The following is a 14,376-nucleotide window of genomic DNA, read 5'->3' on the forward strand; positions in this document are numbered from 1 at the left end:
CCGGATGGGGACAGCGTAAGCGCTCTTGTGACGGCACCGTAGGACTTTGAAGGTGGCCGTTGTAGGGGCGCTTTTTGTTTAGGCGCTCGCGTTGGCGCGAATTGCGAAGGGAGCACGTATGAAGAGCTTTATTGCCGAGGATTCATTTTGGGAGCTATTTCCACAGGCGGCGGTCGGTGTTGTGGTCGTGGAGGGCATGAAGCCCGCGGCTCAGATTCCTCAAGAGGACGTGGACGCGATTGCGGCGCTGCTCGATCGCGCCAATATCGATGCGGAGCGCCACCTGACAAGCGATACCATCAGCGAGAACGCGCCGGTCAAGGCTTGGCGCGAGGCCTATCGCCTGTTCAAGACTAAAAAGGGCGCCCGCTGCTCGATCGAGAACTTGCTCAAGCGCGTGCTCAAGGGCAAGCCGGTCGGTCATATCACACCGGCGGTGGATATTTACAACACGGTGTCGCTGACCTACGCGCTGCCCGTGGGAGGCGAGGATTTGCACGCGATTGAGGGAGACCTTCGCTTGAAGGTGACTGACGGTGGCGATGCGTTCTTGCCGCTTGGCGAGGAGGCGGATGATCCGACGCTGCCCGGCGAGCTCGCCTACATCGATGATGCGGGTGCCGTGTGCCGCTGCTGGAACTGGCGCGACGGCGTTCGAACGGCCCTGTCCGACGATTCGGCCGATGCGTTCCTGGCGATTGAGTGTGTTGAACCCGAGCGGATGGGGGACTGCCAGGCCGCCATCGATCGCTTAGCCGAGCTGCTTGAGCGCTATCTGGGAGCGACGGTTGTCGTCAAGACGCTTGTGACCCGCGATAACCCGCGCGTGGAACTCTAGCTCGGGCCAAACCACCACACAAACCACCACAAAGGTGCTATCCCCTTTGTGGTGGTTTTTATGTTGATGAGTTAACAATTGGGATATTTGGGTACGGGGGTTCGGGCATGCGGCTAAGATGTTTACCCGTTAGCATTATGCAAGCGAAAGGCGGTCGTCTCCCATGCAGCAGAGCGACGAGACACGTTTTGAGGATTTTGTCGGACTGATTAGCGGGCTCTACAAGGAGATCCAGCGCATTAAGGCATCTGAGGGCGCAAGGCTGGGCCTTAAGGGTTCCGATATCATGTGCCTGTACTATCTTGAGCGCAGCAAGGACGGCCTGACTGGTGCCGACCTCGCCCGCATGGCAGGCGTGACCCGCGCTGCCGTCTCGCGCACGCTGGCGCATCTGGAAGAGGGTGGCTACGTCGAGGTCGACGATTCGGGCGATGCCGCCGTTAAGTATCGCGCCCCGGTTCGCCTGACCACGTTGGGCGGCGAGAGCATGAATGAGGCCGATCGCATTATTCGCGAGGTGCTCGACGCCACCGGCAAGGCCATGGGCGTGGAGCAGCGCGAGCAGATGTACGCGTCGCTGCGTACGATTCTCGACACCCTGCGCGAGCTGTAGGGCCGCCTAGGCATTTGCTTCCCATTAACAACTGCATCGTCCCGTTTGAGCGCGTATACCGTGCCGGGGCATTGCTGTCAAAATTCCCTGCGCGGGACCTGCGCAAGAAAGGATTCGCTATGTCCGTCCGCATTATTACCGATTCCGCAAGCGATATGTCGCCGGCGGAGCACCCGGCACTGGCTGTTTTGCCACTGTCCGTTACCTTTGGCACCGATGTGTACATGGATGGCGTCGACATCGATCACCAGCGCTTTTACGAGATGCTCGTGGAGCGCGATGAGCTGCCCAAGACCGGTCAGGTCAACCCGTACGCGTTTTCGCAGGCTATCGCCGAGGTTCGTGAAGCCGGCGATGAGGCCGTGATTATTACCGTGGGCGCTAAGCTTTCCGGCACCAATCAGAGTGCGCGCACCGCTCTTGCCGAGGCACCGGGCGGCGATGTGTTCGTGGTAGACAGCAACAACGTCACCCTGGGCGAGCGCGTACTGGTCGAGTATGCCCTGCGCTTGGTGGACGAGGGCCGTGGCGCTGCCCAGATCGCGGCGGCGGTTGAGGCCGTGCGCGACCGCGTGGTGGTTATCGGCCTGCTCGAGACGCTGGAGTACCTGGTGCGCGGCGGTCGCCTGTCTGCTGCGGCCGGCGCCGTGGGCACGCTGCTCAACGTAAAGCCCGTGGTGGCTGCCGAGGACGGTCTGATCGTGCAGCTGGGCAAGGCGCGCGGTTCCAAGAACGGTCGCAACCTGCTGAACCAAAAGGTCGAAAAGGCGGGCGGCGTCGACTTTTCCATGCCGCTGGCGCTGGGCTATACGGGCCTTTCGGATGCGGTGCTCAAGAAGTATATCGAGGACAGCGCCGCGCTGTGGGCTGGCCACACCGAGGGCGAGCTGCCCGTTCACACCATCGGCGCCACCATCGGCACCCATGTAGGCCCCGGTGCCGTAGCCGTAGCCTTCTTCCAGCCTGCCAACTAACCGACCTGCCAAAAAGGGACAGGTTTATTTTGGCAGGTTTTATCTGGGCAAACGCTACCTGCCATGCCATGTGATCCCTCGGCGATGACGGGGTTGCGGACCATCGGCCTCACGGAGGCCGCAAATGATCAGCAACCCTGCCGTCCCCGAGGGATCATTTGATTTATGCTGTTGCGGGCGGAAAGGAGCATCGATGGCGTCTGAGGGCTTTTTTGAGCGGGTGTACGAGGTAGTCGAGCAGATCCCTGAGGGAATGGTTGCCACGTACGGCCAGGTGGCGCTGCTCGCCGGCCGTCCACGAAGTGCGCGGTACGTGGGCTATGCGCTGCACAGCAATCCGCGCCCCGGCGAGATTCCCTGCCATCGTGTGGTGTTTGCCGATGGCAGCATTTGCGAGGGCTTTGCGTTTGGCGGCCCCGATGCTCAGCGCGAACTTCTGCTGGGGGAGGGCGTGACGTTTGTCGACCCCATGCACGTCGACTTGGCCGCCTGTCGTTGGCCAGCAGGGCTCTAGCGGCTCTGCCGTGGCCAAGACCACCACAAAGGTGCCTGTCCTCTTTGTGGTGGAACGCTGGCTCCATTGATGTTTCCCCAGATAAAACCTGCCAAAATAAACCTGTCCCTAATTGGCAGGTTTAAAGGGGTTAACTTATGCAGAAGGTATGGCGGCACGATTTGACGCTGTAAAGTAAACAAAGGCGAACTATATTGTATTCAACAACGGAGCAGGCAATAGGCGATGAAAAAGCCTGCCCTGTTGAGTTTGATTCGCATTCCTCCCCTCTGTGCGATTCAACGGTGTACTTCAGGAAAGCGCCCGTCGGCTGCCATGGTCGGCGGGCGCTTTCCTGTAGGCATGGGGCAAACCCATCAGGTCTGTTATCCCATAATGAGGTACTGACGTTTGGTTTTAGGGGGGCACTAACTTTGATTGTTAGTCCCGCTTACAGCAACCGATCTTGGTAAATCCCTGCGGCGCTTCTTCGCCTGCGGGGATTCTTGGGCTGTCGCTTCCCAGATATGCTTCTACATGCCGCGCGAACGCTTGCCACGACCACTCGTCTTTATCGGCCTCAAGCCGATCGGGAGAAATCGCGTTGAACAGGCACGTTGGAATCTCGTGCTCGTGCAGATTCTTAGCGATACACGGTGTGCAGCCCTTCTCGTGGTTGACAGGGTTAAATGGGCATTTCCGGTCGTTGCAGGTACAAAACGCAACTGAGCTCATGGGACTCCTTCCGGTCGGTCGGGTCTGCCGTAAAAGCTGCCGCATGTTAAACAATAGGGTGTCATTGCTTAACAGGATATAGCCTCAAGGTGCTTGCGACTTAGGGGTTCTGCCAAGCGGCTGAATATCTCGGCGACCGACCTCTGAAGAAAACAAAACCGCCGCAACGAGGATTGTGCCAATCGCGGCGGTTTAGTTTGAGTGTTGTTTATTGCTCTCGACTAGTACACCATGCCCATGGCGTCCTGAACCTCGGCCAGGGTCTGCTCGGCGATCTCGTTGGCACGACGGTTGCCCTCGTGCAGGACGTCCTTCACATAGTCCAGGTCGTTCTCGTAGCGCTGGCGACGCTCGCGGATCGGTGCGAAGTACCCGTTGACGGCCTCGGTCACGTACTTCTTGAGTTGGCCAGAGCCGCCCATGCCAATCTCCTCGGCAATCTCGACCTCGGAACGGCCGGTGCAGATGGCGGCGGTCGAAAGCAGGCCGGACACGCCGGGGCGGTTCTCGGGATCGAACGTAATCATGCGCTCGGAGTCGGTCTGGCTCTTCTTGATGCGCTTGGCCGTCTCCTCGGCGGTCATCGAGATATTGATGGCGTTGCCGTAGCTCTTGCTCATCTTGCGGCCGTCCAGGCCGGGCAGCAGTGGGGTCTCGGACAGCAGCGCGTCGACCTCGGGGAACACCTTGCCGTAGCGGTTGTTAAAGCGGCGGGCGATGGTACGGGTGAGCTCGATGTGCGGCAGCTGGTCGCGACCGACGGGCACAACGTTACCCTTGCAGAACAGGATGTCGCAGGCCTGGTGTACCGGATAGGTGAGCAGAAGGCCGGTGAGCTCGTGGCCCGAGGCCTCCATCTCGGCCTTGACGGTGGGGTTGCGCGCCAGCTCGGCCTCGGAGACCAGCGACAGGAACGGCAGCATGAGCTGGTTGGCGGCGGGCACGGCGGAGTGCGCGTAGATCATGGTCTTGTCGGGGTCGATACCGCAGGCAAGGTAGTCCATGACCATGTTATACACGTTGTCCTGGATGTGCTCGGTGGTGTCGCGGTCGGTGATGACCTGGTAGTCGGCAATGAGCACGTTGGTCTTGGCGCCCATATTCTGCAACTCCACGCGGCCCTTGAGGGTGCCAAAGTAGTGGCCTAGGTGCAGACGGCCGGTGGGGCGGTCGCCGGAAAGCATGGTGAACTTCTCGGGCGTCTTGGCCAGGCCCTCGCGAATGGCGTTGCTCTTTTGCAGCGCGACTTCGTAGCTGTTCTCGTTTGGCATGATTGCTCCTAACGTATGTTCATGGGTCAAGATAATAACGCGTTTATTGAGAGGGGCGGGCGAAAGTGGGCAAGGGGGTGGTAAGGCGAGACATGCGTGGTGGTCGAGGCGCGGGCACGAGTGGCCGACAGCAAGCAGAGCGACCTTCTGCAGCAAACCTTAATGCCTGTGGTGGCGCTCTTCCTTACGCTCCTCGGCCGCTTGCTCCTCCTGCTTAAAGGCGGGGTCGTCGGGGGTTATCAGCTCGTCTTCGTGCGTGCGCTTGTTGTAATGGTGGCGTAGCACGGGCTCAAACAGGTGCAGGTGCTTGGCGAAGGCTGCCGAGCCAATGCCAAGGACGGTAAAGATGAGCACGCGCATGGGGACTTCGACCTGGTTGATGGCGGCCGCACCGGCCGAAAGCAGGACACACCAGGCATAGATAAGCAGCACAGCCTGCTTTTGGTTATAGCCCTCTTGAATGAGGCGATGGTGGATGTGGCCTTTGTCGGCCTGCCCAATGCTAATGTGGGCGCGCTTGCGGCGCACGATGGCGCTAAACGTGTCGATGATGGGCACACCGGCAACGATGAGCGGAATGATAAGCGAGGTGAGCGCGGCGGTGCGACTCACATTAAGCAGCGAAATGGAGCCCAGCGCAAAGCCCAGCAGCAGCGACCCCGAGTCGCCCAGAAAGATGCTCGCGGGGTTGAAGTTATAGCGCAAGAAGGCGAGGCACGAGCCAAAGAGCGCGATGGAAAGCGCTGCCGCGTCGATGCGGCCCGAGAGCACGGCGACCGAAAACATGGTGAACGATGCGATGCCGCAGATGCCTGTGGCCAGGCCGTCGAGGCCGTCGATGAGGTTGATGATATTGGTGAACGCCACCAGGTAGACCACGGTGATGGGGTAGGCAAGCCAGCCGAGCATGATTTCGCCGGGGGCAACCGGGTTGACGATGACGCCGATTTTTAGGCCACCCACGCAGGCGATGAGCGCGGCGAGGACCTGGCCGGCGAGCTTTTGCTTGGGCCTAAGCTGGAAGACGTCGTCGATCGCGCCGGTCGCAAAAATGACGGTAAAAGAAAGCGCCAGCATGGGGTAGCTAATATGCAGGCGCGGATGCGGGACCAAGACGGGCGGCCAACCCAGATGCCAGGTGCCCATAATCTGAACGATGCAGGCGACGACCAGGCCCAAAAAGACCGCCGTACCTCCCAAGCGCGGGATGGGCTCGGTGTTGATACGGCGTTTTGAAGGATAGTCAACGGCGTCGAGCTTGATTGCCAGACGTTTAACCAGGGGCACCGTGAGGAAGGTCGTGATATATGCCGCGGCTGCCACGCAAAGGAACGGTATGTAGCTTGTGGATGAAGCCATGTATCAAAAACCGCCAAGCGTCGAAGGAAAAGGTCAAAGGATGCCATGCCGCAAAGGGTATAGCTGACCCATGATACTCGACCAAAGGGGGTGCGGGGAATCGCGCCAATCGATAATCACGCGCTTACCAGATATTGGGATGGTGGCGGGGGTTCTGCCGAGTGCCGTTGGGTGTCATACGGGATCTGCGATGGCTATTTTTGGCAAAAACGGCAAAAGAAAACCACCCCCCACGTTACGAAAATGAACCCACCTAAAACAGGTGGGTGCCCTCATCGACCGTTCCAGCGTCCTTAACAACGAAGGATACCTGTACTACGTACGACTGTGTGGGCTCCCTAAATAAACGCGACGGTTCACCCAGTTGCTCCGCGGGGGGCGGAATACCTACATCATAAAGCGGGACTTTATCGATTCCAGTCTTGACATTACAAAAATCGTGTCGGACGATTACGGCGCCTTGGGCTCGAGCTTTCTGTGCGGTTGGTCCTTTTGCGTTTGACCTGCTGAATCGTTGTTTTGGAGCAAGTTTTTATGCCGACGTCGTTGACCGAACTTTTTTCTCCCGCTTGCCATTTGTGTCCGCGCCGTTGCGGTGCGGCGCGCGATGAGGGTGCGCGCGGCGTATGCGGTGCTAACGACACGCTCAAGGTGGCCCGTGCGGCGCTTCATATGTGGGAGGAGCCGCCTATCTCGGGCGAGGCCGGTTCGGGCACGATTTTCTTTAGCGGCTGCTCGCTCAAATGCGTCTATTGCCAGAACCACGAGATCTCGACGGGCAATTTTGGGATTGAAATTTCGCCCGAGCGCCTGGTCGAGATTATGTTGGAGCTGCAGGACCAGGGTGCAAACAATATTAACCTGGTGACGGCGACGCACTACGCGCACCTGCTGCCGGCGGCGATTGCCGCGGCACGGGCGCGCGGGCTGGTCATCCCAATCGTCTACAACACAAGCGGTTATGAGCGCGCGAGTGCCGTGGCGGCGCTCGGCGATCTGGTCGATGTGTGGCTTACCGACTTTAAATATGCCGATGCGGGGCTTGCGCAGTCGCTCTCCCACATTAAGGACTACCCGCGTGTGGCCGTGTCGGGTTTGGCGCAAATGGCGCGCGAGATTGAGCGCCGTGGGGGAGAGCTGGTGGACGAGGACGGGCTCATGAAGCGCGGCATGATCGTGCGTCACCTGGTGTTGCCGGGGCATGCGGACGATTCGTGTCGCGTGCTGGACCTGGTGTGGCAGACGGTGGGTGATGTGCCGATCTCGGTCATGAACCAGTACACGCCCAACGCGCTCATGCGCGAGCAGGGCGGCGACTTGGCGCGAGCCGTGACGCGCGAGGAGTACGAGCGGGTGCTCGACCATGCCGACGACCTGGGCTTTACGACGATGTTCTGGCAAGAGGGCGGTGCGGTAGACGAGAGCTTTACCCCAGCGTTCGACACCACTGGCGTCCTCACCAGCGCAAAGTAGCTCTTTTGAGCAGTCTTTTTGGGACGGGGCTATTTTAGCTGCCCCTGCCGTTAATCGTCCAAATCGTTTTCGCTATCTGCCTGGGTAGCTAAAATAGCCCCGTCCCAAAAAGACTGCTCCCGGTGGGGGTCGAGCTACCATCCGAAAAGTAGTCAAAAAAGCCCCGTCCCAAAAAGACTGGGTATTGGGCGTTGACAGCTGGCGAGCCGTAGGTAAAATATCAACTTGTCCTGGGGACGTAGCTCAGTTGGGAGAGCGCTGCCGTCGCATGGCAGAGGCCGAGGGTTCGACTCCCTTCGTCTCCACCCTTGGATTTGATAAGCCGTCGACATTGTGTCGGCGGCTTTTTTTGAAAGAAAGGGCTGCACCATGGCCGAGCTTGATTCCCAACCATTGTCCGACGAGGAGCGCGCCGAGTTGGAAGAGCTCCGCGCCGAGAAGGCCCGCCGCGAGGCCCAGGAAGAGGCCCGTCGCGAGCGTGAGGAGCTGGCCGCCCTGCGTGCCGAGCATGCGAAGGCCGAGGAGGCTGCCGCGAGCGCCGCATCCGAGCGCAAGCCCGCGCCCAGGCCCGCTGCTGCGAAGCCTGCGCCTGCTGCACCCAAGCCTCAGCCTAAGAAAGCCACTCGTCCCAAGCCCGTCGATTCCAAGCCGAGCCGTGACGAGATGACGTTTGCCCAGCGCATGGTCACTTCCAAGGAGCCCACGGCCGAGGGCGAGATCCCCGGTATGGCCCCGGCTCAAAAGATCATCATCGCGCTCGCCTTGGTCGCGTTTGTCGTCTTTATGGGCTACACGATCATGACCAGCATGGGCCTGCTCTAACCGATTTGCATCGGGCGTCATGTCCGCATGCTCTGCTCTCGTCCAACCCTCAACCTCTGCACAACGCATTCGAAAGGTCGCCCCATGGCTTTGACCGACATCTCGCATCCCACCGACATCGCAATGCTCACCGATCTGTACGAGCTCACTATGGCCCAGGGCCTGTGGGAGAGCGGCAAGGCCAATGAGCAGGGCTGTTTTACCGCGTTTTACCGTGACCATCCGTTTGGCAGCGCCTACGCCGTCATGTGCGGCACCGCCGAGCTGCCCGAGCTGGTCGAAAACCTTCGCTTTACGCCCGAGGATATCGACTACCTCGCATCGCTCCAGGCCCCGGCCGGCGGCGCGATGTTCAAGCCCGAATTCCTCGACTACCTGCGCGATTTTCGTGCGCATGTAAACATCGACGCCGTCCCCGAGGGCGAGCTCGTCTTTCCGCGCGAGCCCATGGTGCGCGTCACCGGCCCCGCGCTGGAGTGCCAGCTGCTCGAGACGGCGCTGCTCAACATCGTCGGCTTCCAGACGCTTGTCGCCACCAAGACGGCGCGCGTGGTGCTGGCGGCGGACGGCCGTCCCGTGGCCGAGTTTGGCCTTCGCCGCGCCCAGGGTCCCGATGGCGGTCTGGCCGTCGCGCGCGCGAGCTACGTTGCCGGCTGTTCCTCTACGTCCAATGTGCTCGCCGGTCGCCGCTACGGTATTCCCGTCTTTGGCACGCATGCGCACAGCTGGGTGATGAGCTTCGATTCCGAGCTCGAGGCTTTCCGTGCCTTTGCCAAGTCGAGCCCTAAGAACTGCACGCTGCTCATCGACACTTATGATGTGCGCGAGGGGTGCGAGCATGCCATTACGGTTGCCAAGGAGATGGAGGCGGTGGGCGAGCGTCTGTCGGCCATTCGCATCGATTCCGGCGACCTCGCCAAGCTGTCCAAGTATGTCCGCGGCCGTTTTGATGCCGAGGGCCTGCCCTATGTGGGGATCTCGGTTTCCAACGATCTGGATGAATACACGATTCAGTCGCTGCTCGACCAGGGCGCGCCCATCGATAGCTTTGGCGTGGGCACCAAGCTCGCGACCTGCTACGACCAACCGGCACTGGGCGGCGTGTACAAGCTTTCCGCCCGCCGTGCGAGCGAGGCGGACCCGTGGACTCCGGTGGTCAAGCTCTCCGAGCAGCCCTACAAGCGCACGATTCCAGGCGTGCAGCGCGTGCGCCGCTATTACGACGGCTTTGGCGGCCCGGTCTGCGACATGATATATGACGAGGACCATCTGGCGGGGGAGGGCGCCGCGCGCGGCAATACCCTCGTGGCCGTGAACGATGCCGCCCTGGTGACCGACGTGTCCGAGCTTGAGTATCGCGAGCTGCTGGCGCCGATCGTGCGCGACGGCAGCGCTGTTGCCCCGCGCGAGAGCATCGAGGCCGCACGCGAGCGTTGCGCTTGGGCGCTGGACCATCTGGATCCGGTCTACAAGCGCTTCCTGTACCCGCAGACCTATGTGGTGGGCATGGAGCAGGGCCTGGCGCAGGTGCGCGACGAGCTCGTGCGCAAGAATATGGCCGCGGCTTCTGCCTTCCCCTGGGCTCGCTAATTTTGTTGGGTGTAGGGTGGAATTACGTTCCCTCGGCCGTCAGCTCGCCCGAACCCTCAACAGTTGATTGGTTTGACGTATGACGACTTCTTATAAAACGATGGTGGTAAAGATCGGTTCGTCCACGGTGGTGGGCGCCGATGGCAAGGTCAACCGCGCCTTTATCGGCGGGCTTGCCGATCAGGCTGCTGCCCTGCGCAAACTCGGCTGGCGTCTGGTCGTGGTGAGTTCGGGCGCCATTGCCTGTGGCTATCCCGTGCTGGGCTTTGACCGCAAACCGGTCGGTGACCTGCCGAGCCTGCAGGCCTGCGCCTCGGCCGGTCAGTGCATCATCTCGTCGGCCTACGACGAGGAGTTCCATGCGCGCGACCTGCTCACCTCGCTCGTGCTGCTCACGCGTCACGACACGGCCCGTCGCACGTCCTATCTGCACGCGCGCGACGCGCTGCTGCGTCTGGTGGAACTGGGCGTGGTGCCGGTCGTCAACGAGAACGACACCGTTACCGTCGACGAGATCAAGTTTGGCGACAACGACACGCTGGCGGCGCTTGTGGGCTGCCTGGTTTCTGCCGACCTGTGCGTGACGCTCTCGGACATCGATGGCCTCTATACCGCCAATCCGCACGAGGACCCCACGGCCGAGTTCGTTCCGGTCGTGCATAGGATCGATGCCAAGATCATTGCCTCGGCGGGCGATTCTTCCACATCGGTTGGCACAGGCGGCATGATTACCAAGATCCGCGCGAGCCGCATCCTGATGACGGCAGGCATTCAGAGCGTGATTTGCTCGGGCGAGGAGCCCGATGCGCTCGTGCGCCTTGCCCGCGGCGAGAGCGTGGGTACGCTGTTCGATCCGCCGGCGGAGCGCCTGGACATTGCGCCCCGCAAGCTGTGGATTGCACTGGGCGACAAGGCGCATGGCTCGGTGACGGTCGATGACGGCGCCGCGAAGGCGCTGGTCAGCCGCGGTTCTTCCCTGCTTGCGGTGGGTATTCGCGAGGTCGATGGCACGTTTGCCGAGGGCGATGTGCTCGACGTGTGCGACCCGAGCGGTATGGTTGTCGCCCGCGGTATCGCCGAGGCCGATTCGGACGTGCTGGAGCTTGCAGCCGGACGCCGCCAGGACCAGATTGCCGGCAACCGCTTGCTGGCAGACTTGGCCGAGAAGCCCGCGATCCACCGAGACAACTTGATCGTCTTTGCATAAAGAAAGACAGCGCTGCGGATCGTTTCCCGCAGCGCTGTCTTTCTCGTGCCGGCACTTGGGGACGTTCCTTTTGTGCCGGCTGATGGGGGACACTCCTATGCTAGAAGATTCGACGCAGGTCTCCGCGGTTGAGGGCCTCGTCGAAGAGGTGCTTGAACACCATGCTGCCGTGCAGGCCGTCGTGCTCGAACTCGTTCGTCACCCAGGCATGTGAGTTGCCCACGCGGCTGAGCGTGTCGAGCTGCAGGCCCGAATCCACGTACATGTCGTCGAAATACACCGCGGCTTGGAGCGGCACCTCGTTGCAGGCCAGGCGCTGCGGGTCGTAGATCTTGTCCCAGCTGGTGTCTTCCATCAGCAGGTCCATGGCGGGCTTGAAGGGCTTGAGCTCGGGCATCTGCTCAAACATCCACGGGAACATGGCCTCGCCGGTAAACATGAGTGGGCGCGCGAGGGTGTCGAACTCGGCACGATGGGCCTTTTCCTCGGCGGCTGCCCAGCCAATAGGCATCGTGTCGCCATCGGCGTAGATGAACTCTTGCAGCGTCCAGTACAGCGGATTCGTGCGCGTGTTGGTGCGCTCGAAGGCGCGCATCAAAAAGCTGTCTGATACCGAGGAGCCGCAGTTCAGCGTACCGTCGCCATTAACAAACGCGTGGTCGATAATCCAGTGCATGCGCTCAAAGCTCGGCTTCATGCCAAAGTCGCTGCCCATGAGCTGCAGGCGCTCGACCGTCATCGGCGAGCCGTCGGGCAGCGCGGGCTTTTGCTCCTCGAGGGCATCTGCCAGGGCCGCCACGCGCTCGACGTCGGCGGGGTAGCGGTCGTAATACTGCTGAGTCTTGGCCGCCATACGCGGGAAGGTGTGCGCGTAGACCTCGCTGGCACTCGCCGGTACGTGCGGAATGCCGCCGCAGGTAAAGCTCGCCGCCACGCCCTCGGGGAAGAGCGACAGATAGTTCAACGTCAAAAAGCCGCCGTAGCTCTGGCCGAGTGTGACCCAGGGCTCGCCGCCAAAGCCCACCAGGCGCAGGTACTCAAAGTCGCGCACGATGGAGCTGGCGAGGTGGCGCTTGAGGAAGTCCGCCTGCGAGCGGGCCGCATCGGAGCCTGCCGCCTCGGCGCGCTCGCCCAGTGCGGCAATCGTGCGCCCGTCTACACAGCTGCTGCGCCCGGTACCGCGCTGGTCGGGCAGGACGACGCGGAAGTGCTTGACGGCCTCCTCGATCCAGCCGTCGCTTGTGGGCGACAGCGGACGCGGGCTCTCGCCGCCGGGGCCGCCCTGCAAAAAGAGGAGGAGTGGCAGGTCTTCGTTGATACGGTCGGGAGCGCAAACCACGCGGTAGAAAAGCTTGATGCTCTCGGGTGCGCCGGCGATGGGCGCCGGCATGGCGCCGCGGCGCATGGTGCTGCCGAAGGCCAAAAGCATTGGCTCCAGGCCGCGCCAATCCAAGGGGACGTCGATGCTGTGGTCCTCGACATAGAGGCCGGGGACGTGGTACGAAGTGATGAGGGCCATGCGGTACTTCCGTTCGTTGCGGTGTTTCGGGTTGACCAATTCTACCGCCGCCAGCGAGGATGCGCACAAATCGGCTACCATGGTTGGCAAACTACTAAGAGAAAGGGCCGTCCATGTCGGTCGATATAGCCACGTATGTCCACGATCTTGCCGTTGCCGCCAAGGCGGCGTCGGCCTCGCTTGCCACGGCGAGCGACGAGCAGCGCCAGGAGGCCGTGCGCGCCATGGCCGCGGCGCTGCGCGATGGCGTCGATTCCATCGTCGCCGCCAACGAGCTCGATATGTCCGCTGCGCGCGATGCGGGCACCTCGGCGGGGCTCCTCGACCGTCTGCTGCTGACGCCCGAGCGCGTCGAGGGCATGGCCGCCGGCCTGGAGAAGCTGGCTGAGCTGCCCGATCCCGTCGGCCGCGTGCTCGACCACCGCGTACTTGCAAGTGGTGTGGACCTCACCCGCGTGAGCGTGCCGCTGGGCCTGGTCGCCATGGTGTATGAGGCGCGTCCCAACGTGACGGCCGATGCCGCGGGCATCTGCATCCGCACCGGCAACGCCTGCATTCTGCGCGGCGGTTCGCTGGCCTATCACTCGTGCGCCATGATTGCCGAACTGCTGGCCGATGCGCTCGAGGCCAAGGGTTTCCCGCGCGAGGCTATCTCGATGATCGAGTCCACCGACCGCGAGGCCACCGGCGAGCTCATGAAGCTTCGCGGCATCGTCGACGTGCTTATTCCGCGTGGCGGTGCGGGCCTGATCCAGCGCTGCGTGCGCGAGTCGCTTGTGCCGGTTATCGAGACGGGCACGGGAAACTGCCACATCTACGTGCATGAATCCGCCGACTTTGATAAAGCGCTCAACATTATCGTCAATGCTAAGACCCAGCGCGTGGGCGTGTGCAACGCCGCCGAGTCGCTGCTTGTGGACCGCGCCGTGGCAGATTCGTTTTTGCCGGCGGTCGTGGCCGTGCTGCACGACCACGGCGTGCTGATTCACGGCGACGAGGCCGCGTGTGCCGCATGCGCCGACGCCGGTCTTGCCGAGGGCGACGACTACGTGGCCGCGACCGAGGAGGACTGGGGCCGCGAGTACCTGGCGCTCGAGATGAGCGTGAAGGTCGTGGCGAACGAGGACGAGGCCATCGCGCACATCAACCGCTATGGCACCATGCATTCCGAGGCCATCATCGCCGAGGACGCGGACGCCTGCGAGCGCTTTTTGGATGAGATCGATGCCTCGGCCGTGTATGCCAACGCCAGCACGCGCTTTACCGACGGCGGCGAGTTTGGTCTGGGCGCCGAGATCGGCATCTCGACCCAAAAGCTCCACGCCCGCGGCCCCTTTGCCGCCGAGGCCCTCACCACCTACAAATACAAGCTCCGCGGCACCGGCCAGGTCCGCCCCTAAACCTACCAAAAAGGGACAGGTTTATTTTGGCAGGTTTTATCTGCGGTTTTGCCGGGCGACGCGTTCGCCCGGCTTTTTTCTC

General features: G+C 61.8%; 13 protein-coding genes and 1 tRNA gene. 10 read left to right on the plus strand and 4 right to left on the minus strand.

Annotated features, from left to right (window positions below; translation table 11 throughout):
* Positions 1–118: 118 nt before the first annotated feature.
* The 4 genes from ACTQ40_RS01050 to ACTQ40_RS01065 all read left to right on the plus strand — a co-directional run bounded on the left by ACTQ40_RS01050 (position 119) and on the right by ACTQ40_RS01065 (position 2,939).
* Positions 119–838: a B3/B4 domain-containing protein gene (locus ACTQ40_RS01050; RefSeq protein ID WP_441563142.1), complete on the plus strand. Its 720-nt coding sequence runs from the start codon at positions 119–121 to the stop codon at positions 836–838.
* 163 nt (positions 839–1,001) lie between these two features.
* Positions 1,002–1,451 (plus strand): MarR family winged helix-turn-helix transcriptional regulator, encoded by a 450-nt coding sequence (locus tag ACTQ40_RS01055; protein WP_427796051.1) that lies wholly within the window; start codon positions 1,002–1,004, stop codon positions 1,449–1,451.
* 119 nt (positions 1,452–1,570) lie between these two features.
* The gene (locus tag ACTQ40_RS01060) at positions 1,571–2,425 is read left to right on the plus strand and encodes a DegV family protein (protein WP_427727967.1); all 855 of its coding nucleotides are present in this window, start codon (positions 1,571–1,573) and stop codon (positions 2,423–2,425) included.
* Positions 2,426–2,618: 193 nt separating this feature from the next.
* Entirely contained in the window at positions 2,619–2,939 is a 321-nt protein-coding gene (locus tag ACTQ40_RS01065; protein ID WP_441014804.1) for an MGMT family protein, read from the plus strand.
* 420 nt (positions 2,940–3,359) lie between these two features.
* Here ACTQ40_RS01065 and ACTQ40_RS01070 read toward each other — a convergent pair whose 3' ends face one another.
* The 3 genes from ACTQ40_RS01070 to ACTQ40_RS01080 form a co-directional block, all read right to left on the minus strand.
* Positions 3,360–3,653, minus strand: coding sequence for a DUF6485 family protein (locus tag ACTQ40_RS01070; RefSeq protein WP_195838532.1), 294 nt, complete (start codon positions 3,651–3,653; stop codon positions 3,360–3,362).
* 221 nt (positions 3,654–3,874) lie between these two features.
* A complete protein-coding gene (gene trpS, locus ACTQ40_RS01075; protein WP_441563143.1) occupies positions 3,875–4,924 on the minus strand; it encodes a tryptophan--tRNA ligase in 1,050 nt (349 codons plus the stop codon).
* Between the two features lie 159 nt (positions 4,925–5,083).
* A complete protein-coding gene (locus ACTQ40_RS01080; protein WP_441563144.1) occupies positions 5,084–6,283 on the minus strand; it encodes an MraY family glycosyltransferase in 1,200 nt (399 codons plus the stop codon).
* A gap of 534 nt (positions 6,284–6,817) precedes the next feature.
* Here ACTQ40_RS01080 and ACTQ40_RS01085 point away from each other — a divergent pair.
* From ACTQ40_RS01085 to proB, 5 genes are all read left to right on the plus strand, one after another.
* The gene (locus ACTQ40_RS01085) at positions 6,818–7,756 is read left to right on the plus strand and encodes a radical SAM protein (RefSeq protein ID WP_441563145.1); all 939 of its coding nucleotides are present in this window, start codon (positions 6,818–6,820) and stop codon (positions 7,754–7,756) included.
* A gap of 232 nt (positions 7,757–7,988) precedes the next feature.
* A tRNA-Ala gene (locus tag ACTQ40_RS01090) sits at positions 7,989–8,061 on the plus strand.
* A gap of 64 nt (positions 8,062–8,125) precedes the next feature.
* Positions 8,126–8,578 carry a hypothetical protein gene (locus ACTQ40_RS01095; protein WP_441044694.1) on the plus strand — a complete coding sequence of 151 codons (453 nt, stop codon included), beginning with the start codon at positions 8,126–8,128 and terminating at the stop codon, positions 8,576–8,578.
* Positions 8,579–8,662: 84 nt separating this feature from the next.
* The gene (locus ACTQ40_RS01100; RefSeq protein WP_427794587.1) at positions 8,663–10,168 is read left to right on the plus strand and encodes a nicotinate phosphoribosyltransferase; all 1,506 of its coding nucleotides are present in this window, start codon (positions 8,663–8,665) and stop codon (positions 10,166–10,168) included.
* A gap of 79 nt (positions 10,169–10,247) precedes the next feature.
* The gene (gene proB, locus ACTQ40_RS01105) at positions 10,248–11,375 is read left to right on the plus strand and encodes a glutamate 5-kinase (protein WP_441014792.1); all 1,128 of its coding nucleotides are present in this window, start codon (positions 10,248–10,250) and stop codon (positions 11,373–11,375) included.
* 100 nt (positions 11,376–11,475) lie between these two features.
* On the opposite strand, the gene ACTQ40_RS01110 is transcribed toward proB, so the two are convergent.
* A complete protein-coding gene (locus ACTQ40_RS01110) occupies positions 11,476–12,975 on the minus strand; it encodes an alpha/beta fold hydrolase (protein WP_441044695.1) in 1,500 nt (499 codons plus the stop codon).
* A 32-nt stretch (positions 12,976–13,007) separates the two neighbouring features.
* Here ACTQ40_RS01110 and ACTQ40_RS01115 point away from each other — a divergent pair, with 32 nt between their 5' ends.
* The gene (locus ACTQ40_RS01115) at positions 13,008–14,294 is read left to right on the plus strand and encodes a glutamate-5-semialdehyde dehydrogenase (RefSeq protein WP_154518248.1); all 1,287 of its coding nucleotides are present in this window, start codon (positions 13,008–13,010) and stop codon (positions 14,292–14,294) included.
* Positions 14,295–14,376: the final 82 nt, after the last annotated feature.

The organism is Collinsella sp. Sow4_D11 (assembly GCF_052116465.1).
In the GTDB taxonomy this organism is placed as follows: Bacteria; Actinomycetota; Coriobacteriia; order Coriobacteriales; family Coriobacteriaceae; genus Collinsella.